The 18,334-nt window shown below is 54.7% G+C and carries 10 protein-coding genes, 4 tRNA genes and 2 pseudogenes; 15 read left to right on the top strand and 1 reads right to left on the bottom strand.

All coding sequences use genetic code 11. The features are described 5' to 3' along the window. Positions 1-16 precede the first annotated feature (16 nt). Complete coding sequence (locus IDH45_RS05520; RefSeq protein ID WP_190925489.1) at positions 17-1,405, top strand: N,N-dimethylformamidase beta subunit family domain-containing protein; 1,389 nt, start codon at positions 17-19, stop codon at positions 1,403-1,405. Between the two features lie 165 nt (positions 1,406-1,570). Here the strand turns inward: IDH45_RS05520 and IDH45_RS05515 are convergent, their stop codons facing one another. Then, complete coding sequence (locus IDH45_RS05515; protein WP_190925486.1) at positions 1,571-2,818, bottom strand: DUF6183 family protein; 1,248 nt, start codon at positions 2,816-2,818, stop codon at positions 1,571-1,573. Positions 2,819-3,015: 197 nt separating this feature from the next. Here IDH45_RS05515 and IDH45_RS05510 point away from each other — a divergent pair. The 14 genes and pseudogenes from IDH45_RS05510 (at position 3,016) to IDH45_RS05450 (ending at position 18,210) form a co-directional block, all read left to right on the top strand. Next, positions 3,016-3,335, top strand: a pseudogene (locus tag IDH45_RS05510) (hypothetical protein). Positions 3,336-3,551: 216 nt separating this feature from the next. Beyond that, positions 3,552-3,845: pseudogene (locus IDH45_RS33845) on the top strand (AraC family ligand binding domain-containing protein); the annotation flags it as partial. Then, a complete protein-coding gene (locus tag IDH45_RS05505; protein WP_317891157.1) occupies positions 3,840-4,319 on the top strand; it encodes a helix-turn-helix transcriptional regulator in 480 nt (159 codons plus the stop codon). The pseudogene IDH45_RS33845 and the gene IDH45_RS05505, both read left to right, overlap by 6 nt. Before the next feature lie 155 nt (positions 4,320-4,474). After that, complete coding sequence (locus IDH45_RS05500) at positions 4,475-4,816, top strand: hypothetical protein (RefSeq protein ID WP_190925483.1); 342 nt, start codon at positions 4,475-4,477, stop codon at positions 4,814-4,816. Then, positions 4,711-5,847, top strand: coding sequence for a right-handed parallel beta-helix repeat-containing protein (locus IDH45_RS05495; protein ID WP_190925988.1), 1,137 nt, complete (start codon positions 4,711-4,713; stop codon positions 5,845-5,847). The genes IDH45_RS05500 and IDH45_RS05495 overlap by 106 nt, the downstream gene beginning before the upstream one ends. Before the next feature lie 32 nt (positions 5,848-5,879). Continuing rightward, entirely contained in the window at positions 5,880-7,193 is a 1,314-nt protein-coding gene (locus IDH45_RS05490; protein WP_190925481.1) for an ABC transporter substrate-binding protein, read from the top strand. Positions 7,194-7,851: 658 nt separating this feature from the next. Beyond that, positions 7,852-11,772: a heparinase II/III domain-containing protein gene (locus IDH45_RS05485; protein WP_190925479.1), complete on the top strand. Its 3,921-nt coding sequence runs from the start codon at positions 7,852-7,854 to the stop codon at positions 11,770-11,772. Between the two features lie 367 nt (positions 11,773-12,139). Then, on the top strand, positions 12,140-13,432 hold the full coding sequence (locus IDH45_RS05480) for an ABC transporter substrate-binding protein (protein ID WP_190925477.1): 1,293 nt from the start codon (positions 12,140-12,142) through the stop codon (positions 13,430-13,432). Between the two features lie 955 nt (positions 13,433-14,387). Then, complete coding sequence (locus tag IDH45_RS05475) at positions 14,388-15,344, top strand: AraC family transcriptional regulator (protein WP_190925476.1); 957 nt, start codon at positions 14,388-14,390, stop codon at positions 15,342-15,344. Between the two features lie 176 nt (positions 15,345-15,520). Beyond that, complete coding sequence (locus IDH45_RS05470) at positions 15,521-16,396, top strand: sugar phosphate isomerase/epimerase family protein (protein ID WP_317891149.1); 876 nt, start codon at positions 15,521-15,523, stop codon at positions 16,394-16,396. A 202-nt stretch (positions 16,397-16,598) separates the two neighbouring features. Further along, positions 16,599-16,673 (top strand) — tRNA-Glu (locus IDH45_RS05465). A gap of 65 nt (positions 16,674-16,738) precedes the next feature. Further along, positions 16,739-16,811 (top strand) — tRNA-Val (locus IDH45_RS05460). 1,233 nt (positions 16,812-18,044) lie between these two features. Further along, positions 18,045-18,118 (top strand) — tRNA-Met (locus IDH45_RS05455). A gap of 15 nt (positions 18,119-18,133) precedes the next feature. Further along, positions 18,134-18,210 (top strand) — tRNA-Asp (locus tag IDH45_RS05450). Positions 18,211-18,334 lie beyond the last annotated feature (124 nt).

Below are 18,334 nucleotides of genomic sequence, written 5' to 3'. Positions count from 1 at the left end.
TAAAGGAGTGAGCGGCATGCCGAATCCGACACAGCGCGAAAATACGCAGCCAGGCACCCTGGACTGGCAAATCACGAAATTTAAGTTCGATTATACGCCTACGCAGCAAGGAACGCTAATCCGCGGCCTTCGCTCCTCGGCGATCGAAGGGTATGCTTCGCGTACGAGCGTATATCCGGGGGACAGCATCGAGCTGAAGGTGAGCGTATATCCGGAGTGTCCGTTTACGGTGGACATGTACCGGATGGGGTATTACGACGGCAAAGGTGGACGGCATCAATTGCACTTGGGGCCGTTTGACGGAGGGGAGCAGCCGATGCCGATGGAGACGGTGGAGCGGCTTCGGGAATGCGACTGGCCGTCGTGCACGACGATCGTCATTCCGGACGACTGGGCGAGCGGGGTGTATTTGGCCAAGCTGACCCGGCAAGCTCCTCCCTATGCGCAGAGCTATATCATTTTCGTCGTCAAGCAGCGGAGAGCGACGGAGGTTCTCCTTCAAGTAAGCGATCTTACGTGGCAGGCATACAACAAGTGGCCGGGAGTAAACTCGATCTACGACGACGGAACGCCGGAATTGTGGTACCAGGGGCCGAACGTGAGGGTCGGCTTCGACCGTCCGTATTCGAGATATTGCCAAATCGTCGATGCGCCGTTGTCGAGCGGCTCGGGCGAGTTTCTGCTATGGGAATTCCCGCTCGCTTATTGGTTGGAAGCGGAAGGATACGACGTCACGTATTGCTCGAATCTCGACCTTCATGCCGATCCTTCCCTGCTGGACAAGTGCCGGGTGTTCATCTCGGTCGGTCACGACGAGTATTGGACCAGAGACATGTACGACCATGCGACGGCCGCGCGGGACAAGGGAGTGAGCCTGTTATTTTTGTCCGGGAACGCGTTGTATCATGAGATTATTCCTTATTCGTCTCCAGGTTCGGCGGAATCGTTCCGGTCTTTCGCGCGCAAGAAACGGTTTACCGACGAGCACGAGCTGATGGGCGCCCGTTCCTACGGGCCGGGTTACGGGGACTGGACGGTGGCGAAGCCCGACCACTGGGTGTTCGAAGGGACGGGCATGAAAGCCGGTGACCGCATCCCGGGGCTGATCGGCTGGGAATATCACGGCATTCCGCTAAAAGAAATCGAGGGGATGGAGCTGCTCGCCCATAGCGAGCTGATCGGAACCGGCGCCGTCACCGAAGGGGACGGGAAGCACGCGGCCGTCATCTATCCGGGTCCGCACGGCAACTGGGTGTTCAACGCCGGCACGATTTGGTGGGCGGAAGGGCTCAGCAGCCCGCCAGGGCATATCCCGGCCGTAGGTACGTTCGGCCACGTCCAGGGCCCCGATCCACGGGTGCAGCGGATCACCCGGAACTTGCTCGATCGCTGCATCGGGCGATAGTAGCTGGAATAAAGACAGGCTGGCGATCCGAACAGGTCTCCAGCCTTTAGGTTTAATAACATGAACTCGTGTGCATTTGTAGTGGGCAAAACGTCACGGGTTGATTCGTTCCTTTCATTTGCCCCGCTTATACGTATTGGCCAGTTACAGGCGGGCTGCCGGGACTTAATCCGTATCGGTCGAGGCGAGCACGGCAAGCGAGCGGCCATCAGGCCGGAGGCAGACGATGCCCATATCCCATGCGACCTGCCGGAACCATGGAGTCGGGGCGGCGAAATACCACCATGAGCAATTTCCGGCGAGCTGAAGGACCGTATCGGCATCGGCGGTTACCGGAGCTCCGCACAAAGCGGCAAACGACTTCCATGCCTCCAGGCGACCGTAGGCGTTGCAGTTCCCGTCATTGTAAGCTCCGCCATTCGCCGCAGCGGAATACAGCAGATTAAACGCGCGTGGGGCAAAAACCGACCTCAGCATCACATGGGATGCGGATGAGCCGTGCAAGCATAACAGGCCGAGCGACACCAGCAGTTCCTCGGTAATATGAACGGGCGCGTGAAGCTTCTCCAGGTCAAAAACTGCCGCTTCCGATCTGCCATTTGAATGCTCGCGCCAATTCGTTACGGCGGTCTGAAGCCGCTCGACTTCCTCCGGTGTATGAACCGATCGGTAGGCTGCTGAGGCGGAAGGAGCCGACCGTTCTGCAGCTTGTTCTACCGCTCGCCGGATCTCTTTGTCCGCACGCCGCGACGGGCCGAAGGACGAGCCGTATCCTCCCCCGCCGCCTTTGTTGTAATGCCGGAGCATCAAGTCCTGCTCCAGCTCGGTTCGATGAAGCGGCAGCCACGCCAGAGGATGGCCGCGTTCCATTATCCGGCTGTGCACCTGCTGCACGACCGGATTCCGGCGATCCACGTTGTGCCTGATGACCGCTTCATACAACAGCAGAGCAAGCGGCTCCAGCGGAGCGTTCTCCTTCTGAGCGGCGTGCGCAAGGATCGTCATCAGCTCCTGCAGCGGCCGGGCCTCCGCCAGTACGGCTATGTAATAGCGGAGATGGTGATTCTTCGCATTTCTCGGAAATGCGGATTTCGCGCCGCGCCGTTCGGCCAGCAGATGCTGAAGCGAAGCGAGAAGGTTTGCAGACGGGGACAATTGGACCATCACCGTTTCCAAAACATCCAGCATCGTACCGATCAAGTTCCAGTTTTGCTCCTCAGCCCGAATCCGCAGTTCGGTAAGTTCGACCGCCCGAAGCAGCACATCGTCCGGTCCTTGCTCGGCCCACCGGTCGATTTGACCCTTTAGCCGTTCGGATACCGATTCCTCGTAACCGTATAGCGCATATTGCTCCATCCCTGTTATAAATTGCTCCAGCTCCGTCTCATGCTCATAAGTAGTTTCGTGAATCAACGATACACCGTCCCGATTGTTATATGAAAAAGGTAGCTCTTGTGTACATACGCTGAGTTTTAATGAAAAGTTGCAGTTATTAAATTGGCATTGCGCTTGAAACAGTTAAATGATGCCATCTGCCGCAACTTATAAACCCGGGTAGGCGTATGATTCCAAATACAGGCGGCACAAGCATTTTCTATATAGGAGGCATTATGGAACAAAGAGTGGTAATTGGCGCCGGACAGCAAAACAACAACCCCGGCTGGACGCATACTCAGGAGAATGAATTGAATCTGCTGGTGCGCGATCATTGGAGCAGGCTTTTCACGCCGGGCAGTTTGTCGGCGGTTTTAGCCGAGCATGTATGGGAGCATCTGCCTTATGAAGAAGGGATCGAAGCGGAGAGTTCCACTATGAAGAATGGGACGAGAGAAAAGGGTTCATCTACCGGTCCAAGCGGTTCGATCACCGGAACCGGGACGGGAAATTAGGCTTCGTATCGCTGATAGTCGACGCGATAAAACCTCTTTAAAGGACCGGATTCGTTGTGACGGACGAAGGAAGGTTACAAGCTGCAATTCGGCGCATCGTGAGCGATATAGCGGAAACTCCCCAAGCCAATATCAGTGTCAGAGCTGACCCATGACCGATCTTACACCAAAGGTGGAAAGCGAATGAGCCAAACCTACCCTTTAATCGATGTATTCAGTTACCGAAATGAAAGCTTTCTGTCTTCTTTTTTTCACACCATTCCGAATATGAAATTTTATATGTACACGCCGGTCAATGCCAATATTTATTAGGGACCACTGTTGTTGATCTGACACCCGGAGATATGGTCGTGTTGAACGGGATCAGCTCGCATGGACCTCTCATGGAAAGGCAAATTAAATGTACCCGCACGATGGTCCGCTTTGACGAAACGGTTTTGAAGCCGCATCTTAACCAGCCTGGACTTGTGGATGTATTAAAGCCGTTCCGGGATTTGCTTCATTACCGATGCCGCTTGTCGGAGCGGACCCAAAAGGAAGTGGAAATGGTCTTTTCGCAAATGCACCGTTATTACAACCAGCCAAGCTCAATCGAATTCAATCGGCTGAGAGCCTCGTTTATCGATTTGCTGCTCATTATTTATGAGCATAGCGAACAATTGCTGCGGGAAAGAGTCGCCATTCCGGTAGAGAAGGAACAAATTGTCCGGAAGCTGCTGAACTACATCGAGCTCCATTACGCCAATGACTTGACGCTTGACGAGCTGTCCGACTACGTGCATCTAAGCAAATACTACATGGTGAAGCTGTTTAAGGAATTGACCGGCACGACGGTTTTTGAACATTTGAATAAACGCAGAATCCATCAGGCGAAGCTGCTATTTCTGGTCGACTACAAAATGTCGGTGACGGATGCTTGCTACGAAGTCGGCTTCAAGCAGCCGACTCATTTCTCGCGGAATTTCAAGAAGATGGTCGGGATGACTCCCGAACATTTTAAAAAGTTGTGCCGAGAGCGCAATTAGAGATACATTCGGCGAAATTATCACCAAGCAATGATGAGAGAACAACAAACGGCTATGCTATCTTATATTCGTAAGCGCTTACCGACAATAAATTCCGTTAAACAGGCCCGGTGGTCATCGGAGTCTGCTGCGGGATCGGCAAAGGGGAAACGCGTATGAATGATGAAGAAAGCAAGCCGTTTTTACATGCCGGGGAACGGAAAGGGGAACGGGAAGCCGGGACAGAAAACAAAGTCAGCCGCAGGGAGATGCTGACGGCGATCGGTGCGGGCGGGATGGCTCTGATGGCGGGAGGACTATGGAACGGAAGCTTGGCGTCGGCCGCAAACGGCCATTCGGTACGGAATGCGGTTTATGGCGGCGGGAGTTGTCCGGACGGGATCGGCTCGGATTGCGTGACGACAAGTATGACGGCAATCAACCGGAGCGGACGGCGCGGGATAAGCTGCGGGAGCAAATCAGCGTCAAAGATTTCGGCGCCGCAGGAGACGGGGTGACGGACGACTCGATTACGTATTTCGGCAATCTGCCTACCGGAGACATTGTACTTGCCAACAACATCATGAAGGATAACGGAGGCTTTGGCATTTACGTGTATCCCGGCGTAACTAAAGTTACGATTGACGGCAACATCCTGTCCAACAACAGCCAGGGCAATACGTACAAAGCGGGCATAAACCTTGTCGGCAGCGCAGCGAGCCGCATCAGCGACATCGAAATCAGCAATAACCAGCTGCGGGACGATATCGGCAATACCACTTATTTTATTAACATCAGTTATACGTATCTGGTAAAAGTAACGAACAATCGCTGTGTGATGATGGGGAACAGTATGGCCTATGCCCAGGGGACGGCGTCGGACTGCGTGTTTTACGGCAACCGCTCGAATCGCCCGATTATCGTGTCTCCGAGTGCGGTGGACTGCTACCAGTACGACAATTTCGGAATTAACCCGAAGACGCTTGTCCAGTCAACGGTACCTTCAACCGGCACTTGGACTATCGGGGATCGTGTACAGAATACCGGACCGTCGGGTGCAAATGCATCAATCGGATGGGTATGCACGGCGGCAGGAACGTTTACGCCCAGCACAGCTTGGACCGCCAATCAATCTTACCCGGCAGGTGTTTATACAAATGCCAATGCCAAAGTATACCGGGCTGTCAAAAACGGTGTTTCGGGGACGGCATCGCCGGGTCACAGCAGCGGGATCGCCGCCGACGGAACGGTTTTATGGGAGTATGTATCCGTTCATAGCGCTCCCGTGTTCAAGCCATACGGGCTTCTGAGTGAAGTCCGAACCGGCAAAGCGGCTTACAGCGGGGATGGCGTGACGATGCTTTATCCGATTCCGCACGGACTTTCAGGGACCCCGTCGAGCTACCAGGTCACGCCAGCCTCCGCTGATTCCGGAACAGCGGGTATCGCTTATGTGGAGGCCGATGCAGCGTATTTGAACGTTCATTTCTTGTCCCCTCCCGCTGCAGTGGGAAATAATGTACTTCTGGTGTGGAGTGCGCAATGCTGAACCGGAAGATAGATAATGGGGGAATCGTTGCTATGAAGATACGTAAAAGGATCAGATCCGTTGTTTTGCTTGCAGCCTTGAGCACCGCCGCTGCCTGCGGCAATCCAAAAGAAGGAGGGACGGACGCAGGAACCGGAACGGAGACACCGGACAAAAAAGAGCCTGTGACATTAGCGTTTTACTGGCCTTACGGGAACGAAGAAACGTTTATGAAGGATTACGGGGATCAGATCCGCAAAAAATTTCCCCATGTCACGGCCAAGTTGATTCCGTACAAAGATACGAAACAAATCGATGAACTGGTCATGACCGGGGAGCAGCTGGATGTTATGGCCATCTCGATCGGCTCTGTCGACGCTTTTCTGCTGAGGCTTGGTCTGCAGAGCGATATCACATCTTATATTACAAAATACAAGACCGATCTGAATCAATACGAACCGGCGAGCATCGAAATATTGAAGCAAATCAGCAACGGGCAAATCTACGGTTTGCCGATATTCGACGTGCCTTCCGGCGTTTATTACAACAAGGATATTTTCGACAAGTTCGGCGTTCCTTACCCGAAAGACGGCATGACCTGGGACACGATGTACGAGACCGCCAAAAGGCTTACCGTTAAAGACGGAGGCACGCAGTATTACGGCGCAGTAATTTCCGCCTCCCACTTGGCGCTGCGTAATCCGCAGTCGATGAACATGATCGACCCGGTCACAAATAAAGCGGCATTGGCCACGGACGGATGGAAAAGCTTCCTGGACAATGTAACGCGGTTTTACCAGCTCCCCGGGATGGAATGGGATAAAACGAAGCTTCAGGTGGCCAATCAGGGGAATATGTTCATGAAAGACCGGACTGTCGCCATGTGGCTGCCGGTAAGCGCTTTGTATACGGAGAAGGAACTGGAGGGTATGAACTGGGATCTCGCGGCATTTCCGACAGATGCGAAAAACCCGGGGGGCGGTCCGCAGGCGTATCCGTTTTATATGTTTGTGTCGCAAACCAGCAAGCATAAGGAACCGGCGTATGAAGTAATTTCGTATTTGGCCTCTCCGGAATTCCAGCTCGAATTATCCAAAAAAGGCCAATATGTCAGCATGTTGAAAAATAAAGAAGTAAGAAGTGCGTTCGGTCAAAATTCTGCGCTTTATAAAGGTAAGAACGCAAAGGCGTTTCTGGCGGAGAAGAACGCTCCTCCGATGCAAATTTCGAAATATAATGCGAGTGCGGGAGGCCAGCTGTTCAATGCATTCATATCGGTCGTTACGGGTGTACAGGATGCGAATACGGCGCTCCGGATCGCTGAGGAGACGGTGAATAAAACGATTGAGGCCGACAGCAAAAAGTAGCCGCAGGCCGTTCGTCGCAGGATCTCGATCGGGTGTCCCCGCATATGGACAGGAGAACCAAATAAGGGTGGTTGGTAGCTTTTATTTGACCTGAAAATTCGCTTGGACACGGAATAAGAGCGGTTTGCGACCGCTAAAATCTGCGAAAAGGGTCCACACCCCGACAGTTGGTTGAAATAAGGGGGGCTAACCGCCTATATTCGACCCTGCCGTCCCCAGATGCCGAAAATAGAACATGCCAAAGACTCTTATCTCGTGATAGAGCTCGCTGTGCACTGACCGTCCGGACGCCTTGACCGGACGGTTTTTCATAGTAAGCGTATAAGCTCCTGTCTTCCGACGATCGAAGGGAGAACACTGATATGCGTCAAAATCCGCTAAAAGCAAGAGTTTCCCCAACTGCGCTCCTTCTTCGATTCTGCAAAAACTTTCAAAAAAGAAAGAAGAGCCTTTTTTCCCTGTTCAAATGATAGAGCACCGCTTATACTAAAAAAGAGACATGTATAATACAACTCACTATTTTATACATGCTCATTACAGTATCCCGGGAAGCGGGTGGTAGCAGAGAAGGAATGGAAGCGTTGTCATGGAGCTGTACGTCGACATCCAAGAACCGGCCTCATGAACCATTCGTGTATAGGAAACGGGAGGGACCCAGATGAGTGTATCGATTCGCCGGCCGATATCGGTCGTGCTTTGTTTGCTGATGTTAGTTTCTGCAGTATCATTTACAGCTTCCCAGCCGGCGCTGGCTGCGGGAAGCGGAGTAGCGGAGTTTATTATGCCGGATACGACGGTTTACCGATTTGGAAGCGCTGTCCCCGGACAGCCTACGGTCACGCTGGCGGGCGATCCGAACGCCGCACCCAAAGTGACGAACGCTACATATGGAGTGAAGATTGAATCGACGCTGACGGCGCCGTCCCGCACGTTCGAATTTCAGATCGCCCAGGCCGGAAATTACATTGTGAAGCTCGGCGGCATGACCGGACAAGACGGCGGCACGGCCGACGTCAGCATCGACGGAGTCAAGGCGTCGCAGTACGGCTTCTACAGCGTGACGGGCAAATATCCGCGGCCCGATCTGTATGTGCAGGAGCTGCCGCTGACCGCCGGGACGCATACGATTACGCTGACCGTAACCGGCAAGGGCAACGGAGTCGGCAACGGCACAGGAACGGTCATGTATCCGCATCGCCTCGTGCTGATCAACAGCGATCAGGTGACGAACAGCAAGACGCGAAGGACGTATATGACGGATGCGAAAATGGCAGCGGCGCGGCAAAACGTCCAGCAGTACGACTGGGCGGCGGCATTGCGCGATAGCGTGCTGGCCAAAGCGGACGCCTTCGTCGCGCTCGGGTACGAGGGACTGTGGAACCTGGTGCCGACCCAGGCCATCCCGCGCAGCTATAACACGAATCAGCTTACCGGCAACTTCAGCCCGGTATCCGGCGATCTGAAATCGTACGGCAACTATCCGTGGAAAGCGGACCCGCTGAACGATCCGTGGAAAATTACCGACCCGGCAAGCGGCTACAAGTTTCCGACGAACGACTTCGGGGCGTATTACCGGAGCGGGTTGGACGAGCACGGCAACTTTAATCCGGCATTAGCCGACCGTACGCTTCTGGTGAACACGCTGTATCCGGACAAAGGCCCGACATGGGGCGTCGACGACGGCTACGGCTGGGTAGACCCGCAGACGAACAAGCGGTATACGTTTATCGCTTATTACGCCCACTGGTTCGCCTGGTACGGCAGCCCCGCTAATGTGAACGGCGCGCTCAGCCATTTGCAAAGCGCGTACGTATACACCGGCGACGAGAAATACGCCAAAGCCGGCGCTGTCCTGCTCGATCGGGTGGCCGACGTGTATCCGTCGCTTGACGTAGCCGAATTCAGCAATGCGGTGTACGTCAATTCCCACGGGGGCACCGGGGACGGTAAAGCCGTAGGATCGATCTGGGAAACATCGCTCGTCAAAGTATTTATCGGCGCTTACGACGCCTTTTTCACCGCGTTTGATGCGCCGGATGTCGTCGCGTTTCTCCAGGCCAAAGGCCAGCAGTACAAGCTGCCTCTGAAATCGAGCGGCACGGAGATCCGCCGGAACATCGAGGACGGCATTCTGCGGCAAGTGCAGCCGGGCATGTACTGGGATCAGATCCGCGGCAATAACGGTTTCCATCAAAGCGCGGTAGCGCTGGCCGCGGTCGTTCACGATACGCTGCCGGAGACGAAAGACTGGCTCGATTTCGTCTTCCAGCCGGGGGCGTTCGTCAATCAGATCCCAAGACGTGTCACCGGAGGCAACGTGCTGTTCAGTATGGTGAACGACGTCGACCGCGACGGGCACGGCAACGAAGCGGGACCGGGGTACAACAAGCTGTGGCTGAATACGTACTTGACGGTTGCCGATGCGCTGGACGGGTATGACAAATATCCGGCGGCCGACTTGTATGAAAACGTGAAGTTCCGCAAAATGTTCCAGGCGATGTATCCGCTGACGATGCTGGGCCGGTATACGCCTTCGATCGGCGACAGCGGCACGACGGGGCAGCCCGGCATCCAGGTCGATAAAGCCCAGTCGATCAAAGCGTTCGAACGGTTCGGCGATCCGGTATACGCCCAGCTTGCTTATATGCTGAACGGCAATAAGACGGAAGGGATTCATTCCGACGTGTATACGGCCAATCCGAATCAGGTTGCGGCAGACATCGAAGCCGTCATTGCGCAGCACGGCCCGCTCGATCTCGACAGCACGAACTTGACCGGTTACGGCCTGGCGGCGCTTAGAGACGGGGCGGCCGGCACCGGAGCGGATACGAGACGCGCGATGTGGACGTACTACGGACGGACGAGCGGCCACGGGCACCGGGATATGCTGAATCTGGGCTTGTACGGCTTCGGTATCGATCTGCTCCCGGACCTCGGATACCCCGAACAGGCGAATGCGACCGACGTGAACCGGTTCGAATGGGTGAATAATACGATCAGCCATAATACGGTTATGGTCGATAAGAAAAAACAGGCGGCGGTTTGGGACGGCACTCCGACCTTGTACGACGACAGCTCGATGGTCAAACTGTTCGAGGCCGAAGCTCCAAAAGCGTATCCGCAAACCGAGCTGTACAAACGGACCTCGGCGATGGTGAAGGTGGACGAGGCGAACTCGTATGTCGTTGACTTTTTCCGGGTGAAGGGCGGCAGCGAGCATCATTTCAGCTTCCATGCCGCAGAAGGACCGGTAACGACCGAAGGGCTTTCGCTGACGGCGCAGCCGACGGGAACGTATGCCGGACCGGGCGTCGAATTCGGCGTCAGACCGGCAAACGACAGTGTAACCGGATCGGGATATGCCGGACCGGGCTTCCATTGGCTGAAAAACGTGGAGCGTGACAACGAGCCGTCCGCGGCGTTCAGCGTCGATTACGACGTGGAGGATACGTGGAACGTTCATCCGGTCGACCGGGATATTCACGTGCGGATGACGATGCTTGGCGAGCTGGACGACGTCGCTTTGGCCGACGGGGTTCCGCCGCGCAATAAGCCGGGCAACCCGGAAAGTCTCAAATACGTCGTCGCCCATCGCAGCGGCTTGAATCTGGACAGTACGTTCACGTCGGTGATCGAGCCTTATGAGAACTCCCGTTTCATCAGCGATATTTCGCAAGCATCCGTATCGGCGGCGCCAGGCTCGGTATCGGCCGACGTGTACGGCGTGAGGGCAGTCAAGGTGCAGCTGGCGAACGGCCGGACCGACTACGTCATCAGCTCGATGAACCCGGATGCGGCCTATGTGATCGACGGCAAAATCCGCTTCCAAGGCTCCTTCGGCGTTTACTCGGAAAACGGCGGCCAGCCGGTGTTCAGCTACGTAAACAACGGCGCCTCTATCGGCAGAACCGGTCCGGAGTACGCCGGATACGCGAACACAGGAGTTGCCCGTCTGGAAGGAACGGTCACCGACTTTACGAGGGAGCTGTCACTTCAGAACAAGCTTCAGGTACAGCTTGATCTGCAAGATCAGCAGCCGGGCAGTCTGATCGGCCGATCGGTCTACGTGCGCAACGACGGCCAGCGCAATGCGGTATATCTGATCAAGGACGTCGTGCCGCTTGGCGGGGGACTGTACGAGCTCGATCTCGGCGATATTACGCTCATCCGCTCTTATGCCAGTACGACCGATTTGTCGCAAGGGTTTAAGTACGACGTAGCGCCCGGTAACACGTTCGTCATCCCGCTCGCCCGTCAACTGATGTGGCCGGCTTCGATAACGATCGTATCGCCCAAGACGGAGCTGACCAAAAACGAAACCGTCCAGCTCCAGGTGAAAGGCTGGTACGCGGACGGCACCGAAGCCGACCTGTCGGGATATGAGCTCGACTGGGACAGCGAGCGCCCCAACATTGCCAATGTCAACGGGCAGAGCCGGCTGAAGGCGCACAACAAAGGGACGACGACGATTTCGGTGGAAGTCGAGCCTGCGGATGACGACGACGATGACGATGATAACGACGAAAGCGAAGGCTTCGAGTTCAAGCTCGGGGCGGATTTGCAGATTACCGTGAAATAAGGAAAGGGGGAGAAAGGCTCGTCGTCTGCGCGGATGCAGGCGGCGGGCTTTTTTCTCGTGTCTCGGGTAAGGGCTGTTGCTGCACAAGGGAGAGACGATTCGCCGCCGCAGCTGCGGCCAGGCTGGACCGGCTGTTTCCGGCTCAATCGCGGCGTCTGCACAATATTGCGGCGGATTAGGACCAATACAGCGGAACGGGCGATTTTCTATACTAGGCTTATAACGGAACAACGATCAAGGAGGGGGTGCCGTTGGAGGTGAAGAGGAACAACGTTTTCCGCGAAAGGAAGCGTTAATGGGGGGAGTCATTTTCTCAGCTTTATTTGCAAGCGGTTACATTTCATTCTTGTGAAACGGGGGCAGAAGTATGAAAAAGCTCGTATGGAGTATGGCTTTGCTGGCGGTATTCGCGAGCGGCTGCAGTTCCTCGGGGACGCCCAAGGCAGGCGACAGCGGCAAGCCGGAGGAAACACCGGTCAAAATGGAGCCGGTAACGCTGAAATTGTACAATTATGGCGCGCTTACTCCGGAGATCATCGAGCAGTTGTTCGTTCAGCCGCTGAAACAGAAATATCCGCACATCACGCTGCAAGTATTGGAACGCACGGCTATGCCAATCGAAAACCTCGCCATCGGCGGGAACGAAGTGGACATTATTACAGGGTGGGGCAGCCTGCTGGACCAATTCGCCAACTTCAAGCTGCTGGCCGATATGACGCCTTTGATCAAGAAGTACGAGGTGGATCTGAACCGGTTTGAGAAGTCGAATCTCGACGGTGTCAGGCTGCAATCCGATACGATCGCCAAAGGCGGCTTGTTCGCCCTCCCGTTCGGCTACAACTACTATGCGACGTTTTATAACAAAAACATCTTCGATAAGTTCGGCGTTCCTTATCCGTCCGACGGCATGACCTGGGAGCAGGCGATCGAGCTCGGCAAAAAGCTGACACGTATGGAAGACGGGGTTCAGTACAAAGGTCTCGATCCGGAAGGCATCGAGAAGGTCGGGAACTCGCTGTCGATCCCCTACGTCGACCCGGTTACCCTCAAGGCTGCGGTAAATACAGACGGATGGCGGAAAGTGTTCGAGCTGACCAAGCGGATCAACGATATCCCCGGCAACGAATTTCAGATCACGAGCCACGGCAATACGGTCAACCGGTTCGTGAAGGACAAAAACGTGGCGATGCTGGCCGCCCCCGAAGTGTTAAACGGGATGGCCAACGCCGATTTCGAGTGGGACGTCGCGGAATATCCGAGCTTCCCGGAGCGGCCGCACACGTCGGGGATGGTTCAGACGTTCGTGCTGCAGATCGCCTCGAACAGCAAGCATCCCGAGCAGGCGATGCAGGTGATCAAGCTCGCGACCTCCGACGAGGTGCAGACGGCGCTGAGCCGGTCGGGCATCATGCTGAGCGCTCTGCAGAACGAAGCGATCAACAAAAACTTCGGCGCCGACCATCCGCTGCTTAAAAACAAACATATCGAAGCGATTCTGAAAACGAAGCCGGCCACGTATGTCGTGCAAACCCGGTTTACGAAGGCGCGGGGCATACTGGAAGCGAAATACAAAGATTACGCGGCAGGCAAAAAAGATGTGAACACCGCGCTGCGGGAAGCCAGCGAAGAGATCGACGCGTATATTGCCGCCGAGAAATAACGGGGTCGAATATCGGATATCGGGCAACCGGATTTTAAATACCAGCTTGGCAGTTGCTGCGGGTTCGACCTCTGATTACTGCGGGGCCGGGCAGAGCCGGAGCCTGATCACAATAGACACAGTCCGCCTACGGAGTGGGGGCGGACTGTTTTTGTTTTTTGTACGAAACTCATACCTTGGAGCCCCAAGCGGCGCAAAAAAGGTCAGGGGCAACCCGCTTATGTTTAAGACTAACGAATCGTATCGTGCTTATTGCCGGGAGAATGGCTTCTTTTTGATTTAACGAACCCCAGCGACCTTATGAAGTCGTAAACAGACGAAAGTGTGATCGGATGAGTGAAATAACGCTTATGAAGTTCGCAATAATGTCATATCGTTGCAATTTGTCCCATTAAGGGTTACTCGGTTCGTTAGACTATCAAGCAGTCTGCCGCTCTCTACCCTCTGCATCTGTTGGACTGTGTGGGAGCCGGGAGTCTGCTATTATACCGCGCCGGAACTTGTTTATAAAACGTCCATTGATAATGCTACTTTTCATGCATCACATGAAGGAACGGCTGTTCCGTGCGGATGTCCGGCCTGAAATCGGGTCTGTTGGGGGAGTGGGTCTATTGCTGGACCGGAACCTGATCTTGGCAGTTTACGCCTCCATCCGACATTCCTCCTTGATCGGTTAAGTTTCATAAGAGACAGGCGGCTTCCGGTTTCGGCCGGATTAGCGGCAGTCTTCGGACAATAGCGGACTGTGCACCAGTAGTCGGTTACTTGGGCCCGCTGGAGAATACAGCTTCTCCATTGCTCTTACGCTGTCGCCCGGCTTCGCGCCTATTTCCGTAGGAGGGTGCCGCAACGTTTCAACGGGTGGACCGTGATCTTCCTATTGCGGTACTTTAGGGAAAGTGGGTATGATGGAGAGGAGCAGGGCGATGGAGACGGAACGAGAGGAGCGGTCGTAATGTCGGTACCCCAGGGGGCCAAGATGACGAGCATACCGGGCAAGCGGCGATTTCAATTCGATTGTTTGCACCTTCCCGAGCCTATGCGTTACGGACCCTTATTGCTGCAGCAGATCGGCGATCTGAGCTGTGATGCGAATTTTGTCCTTTCCAATCACCAGCAAGTCTGTTATGAAATCTCGTACGTCGTTTCGGGAAAAGGCTGGTTCGCCACCGACGATCACCGGTTCGATCTGGAACAGGGCGACATCTATATCGGCAACCCGGGAGAGTACCATCAAGGCGGGAGCGATCCGGACGAACCGTTCCGGTACTTGTACCTCGGCTTTCATTTCAACCCGGCGCTGCCTGCGGATCATCCGTTCCTCGATATCAAGAAGAGGATGGACAACAAGGCGACGCCCCGCTGCCGGGACCGGCTGGACATCCGCACGCCGTTTGTCAATGTGCTCAAAGAAATGTGCGGCACCAACCGGTTTTCCGAGTCGATGATTCAAATGTACCTTGAGCAGATCTTGATCTTGACCTACCGCAACTTTTTCTCTGACTGGGATGCCAAGTATCCCGGGGAAGGCGGAGAGAATGCTGCGAAGAGAGCCGTATATGCGGCCATCCATTACATCGACGACCGTTTGCTGCAAATCGAGGATTTGAAAGAAATTTCTGACGCGTTCGGTTACAGCCTATCGTATTTGTCCCATTTGTTTTCCAGGGAAACGGGCGACTGCCTCCGCGATTATGTGGTCAAGAAAAAGTGGCGCAAGGCGGTCGAGCTGATGAAAACCGGAGAATATTCGATTACGGAAATCGCCGCCATCATGCGTTACGACTCGATCCACACGTTCAGCCGCGCGTTTCGCAAGGCGTTCGGTTATTCCCCGACGCAATATATCCGCGAACATTTAAAGCCGCCCTCCGGGGCTGGCGCCGCACGGAGCAATAACGCCGTTTTTTAAACCGGCTTGCCTGATCTGGAAGCGGGACCTGTCCATGGCGGCAGGTCTTTTTTCGGTTTGTGGAGGAGGGGACAATTTCCGGGCGGATGCACAATAATACGGCGGCGCCGGAACAATACAGCGGAGACGTCCTTCCTTATACTAAGCGTGAGACGAGGAAGGGGAGAGTGCATACCGTGAAAATCACAAACAAAATAGGCGTTATCGCCGACGGGTTTCGGGTGGGGGTCAGGCAAGGCATCGCGAAGGCGAAAGAAGTCGGAGCGGAAGGACTGCAGTTGTATGCCGTCCGGGGAGAGATGGAGCCGCAGTCTTTATCGGCATCGGCGCGGCGGGAACTGAAAGATTATATCGCATCGCTCGGACTGGATATAGCCGCCTTGTGCGGCGACTTGGGGGCGTTCGGTTTTGAGGACGAGGCCGCCAATCCGGAGAAAGTCGAGAAGTCGAAACGAATCATGGAGCTCGCCAAGGAGCTCGGGACCGATATCGTGACGACGCATATCGGGGTTATCCCTTATGACTCCGAGAGTAGGGAATACGCGGCGATGCAGGCGGCTTGCCGGGAGCTGTGCGAGTATGCGGAGAGCATGGGCTCCTTTTTTGCCATCGAGACAGGGCCGACTACCGTTTATCATTTGAAGCAATTTCTCGATACGCTCGGAGGTAAAGGTGTGTCCGTCAATTACGACCCGGCCAATCTGGTCATGGTTACCGGTGACGATCCGGTTCGCGGCGTATATACGCTGAAAGACTATATCGTGCATACGCATGTGAAGGACGGAGTCCGCTTCGTAGCCGTCGATCCGCGCGAAGTGTACGGGGCGCTTCATTATACGCCTCAGGAGAACGGCAAGATCCGGGAGCTGGTTCGGGCCAGGAAGGTGTACACCGAAACGCCGCTGGGAGAAGGGCATGTTTCGTTTGACGCTTATTTCCAGGCGCTGCTGGATATCGGCTATACGGGCTATTTGACGATCGAGCGGGAGACTGGTGAACATCCGGAGGCGAATATCCGCCAAGCCGTCGATTTTGTGAAAACATACCGGTAAGTTGGTGGCGGCTGGCGGGGCTGTTTAGGTGCCGGGCGGGCGTCGGCAGGGCTGTGGCGGTTTTACATAGGCCGCGGCCCCGGACGTTTTCGCGGAGGGAAATAAAAAATGTAGAAGACTAGTTGCCAAGTCGGTAGATTTATGCTAAGATTAATTTCGCTGTCACTCCTAGTGAGGACAAAGCAAGTGCAACAACTAGCATGGCCCGTTGGTCAAGGGGTTAAGACACCTCCCTTTCACGGAGGTAACAGGGGTTCGAATCCCCTACGGGTCACCATCTATGTAATAACTCCGCTTGGGATGAGAACCTATTAGGTTCGTCGGAGCTTGCCAATACTTCATGAACGCTTAGCTCAGCTGGGAGAGCACTACCTTGACAGGGTAGGGGTCAGCGGTTCGATCCCGTTAGCGTTCATTCATAGCAATACCCGGAAAGCCTTGCTTAGCAAGGCTTTTTTGATTTTTTTGGCGCGCCCGGCCTGGGCGCCATCTATATGGCGAAATTCCGGAACGGGGGCTGGCGAGGGCCTGCCCCTAGCCAAGAGTAAGGGCGTCTGTTGCGAGGGGGAGTCTGGAGGAAGCTGGAGGGCAATGCTTGGCCCGAGGTACACGAACCTGATTTGAGGCTGTGTGGGCCGGATGAGTCTGCCACACAAGACGAGGTCCGAAGCCGCCAAGGGCTTATGCAGGTAAACTTGGGCAGGCACAGGAGCGGAAAGATGACATCCTTCCCCGGAGACAAATCAGCCGGAACGCCTTCTGAGGATAGTAACCGGAGCCGTGAGGCTCCGCTGAACGGCAGAAGCAGCAGAGGCGGTCGTGCCGAAGTAAGGGACACCTGAATCGCCGGGAAAGGTCCAGCTTTCGGATCGGTCCACCATGGTTTTGCGGATAAGGGTCTTTAGTACTTTAGTATAGCTTATTTTGGCGCAGGCAGCGGTTTGTGGAGGAATAAGAGCGGTTTCCAGCTCTTATAATCGAACATTTACCCGGAATCGTAGTTCTCCAGCGATATAAGATCCTCTATCGTCACCTATTCCGGTGCGTGCGGCCATTGGAGGCGAAATAAGAGCGATTTTAGCTCTTATTTTGCTTGCCCGGTAGAAAAGAGCAAGACTGGCAGACCCTATCCTCCTCGAGTTGGGCGACTCGATGGGGCTTTTACAAGAATTACTTCTTCACTAGCAAAATAATAACAAGGGCGGCGACGAGGAGGAGGAACAAACCTCCGGCGATCAGCAGCATAAACGATATACTCACATGGTCAGCTCCCTTCCACGCTCCGATTGGGATTCGGCTGCCGGGAAACGGTCAGGCGGAGAATCGGCGTCTGGTTAGACGGTAAGCGAGTTACTCTATTGTATCGCTCATTATAGCATACGAGGACAACGAGAGGGCGGCGACGGTCGAGACAGCTCCCAACAGATTACTGTGACTACGCCGCATGAATGCGATCGGTCGACCGCAAACTGCCACATTTGGTTGTTATGCAGGGGTTTCTAATCGGTGTCGGACAATTCAGAGCATTCTGTGTTTGCGAGATTACGGGAAAAGGCCTTGCATTACGCGTGCAATCATAGTATAGTATGAAAAGTGATCAAACGGAACGCAGCTGTTGCTGCGGCGGACGAGATCCGAATCATAACGACGCGGGGTGGAGCAGCCCGGTAGCTCGTCGGGCTCATAACCCGAAGGCCGCAGGTTCAAATCCTGCCCCCGCAATTTGATTTACATAGTGGAGCTGTGGTGTAGTGGCCTAACATGCCTGCCTGTCACGCAGGAGACCGCGGGTTCGAATCCCGTCAGCTCCGCCATTTTTTAAAATAGTAGACTACAATCGCGAATGTGCGATTTTTTTTCATTTATGGAGCTTTTTTGTTGAGGCGTGCTTTTCTTTAACATGTTGTTCCGATGAAAAGGCAGTCCCCCTTCGATCGA

The sequence above is a fragment of the Paenibacillus oceani genome (assembly GCF_014705615.1).
Lineage (GTDB): Bacteria > Bacillota > Bacilli > Paenibacillales > NBRC-103111 > Paenibacillus_AB > Paenibacillus_AB oceani.
This window is presented reverse-complemented; position numbering and strand designations above follow the sequence as displayed.

Bases quoted from the DNA above. Each gene is read 5' to 3' on its own strand.
- IDH45_RS05520 (WP_190925489.1), top strand. From the start codon at position 17: ATGCCGAATCCGACACAGCGCGAAAATACGCAGCCAGGCACCCTGGAC.
- IDH45_RS05505 (WP_317891157.1), top strand. From the start codon at position 3,840: ATGGTCTTTTCGCAAATGCACCGTTATTACAACCAGCCAAGCTCAATC.
- IDH45_RS05500 (WP_190925483.1), top strand. From the start codon at position 4,475: ATGAATGATGAAGAAAGCAAGCCGTTTTTACATGCCGGGGAACGGAAA.
- IDH45_RS05490 (WP_190925481.1), top strand. From the start codon at position 5,880: ATGAAGATACGTAAAAGGATCAGATCCGTTGTTTTGCTTGCAGCCTTG.
- IDH45_RS05485 (WP_190925479.1), top strand. From the start codon at position 7,852: ATGAGTGTATCGATTCGCCGGCCGATATCGGTCGTGCTTTGTTTGCTG.
- IDH45_RS05480 (WP_190925477.1), top strand. From the start codon at position 12,140: ATGAAAAAGCTCGTATGGAGTATGGCTTTGCTGGCGGTATTCGCGAGC.
- IDH45_RS05475 (WP_190925476.1), top strand. From the start codon at position 14,388: ATGTCGGTACCCCAGGGGGCCAAGATGACGAGCATACCGGGCAAGCGG.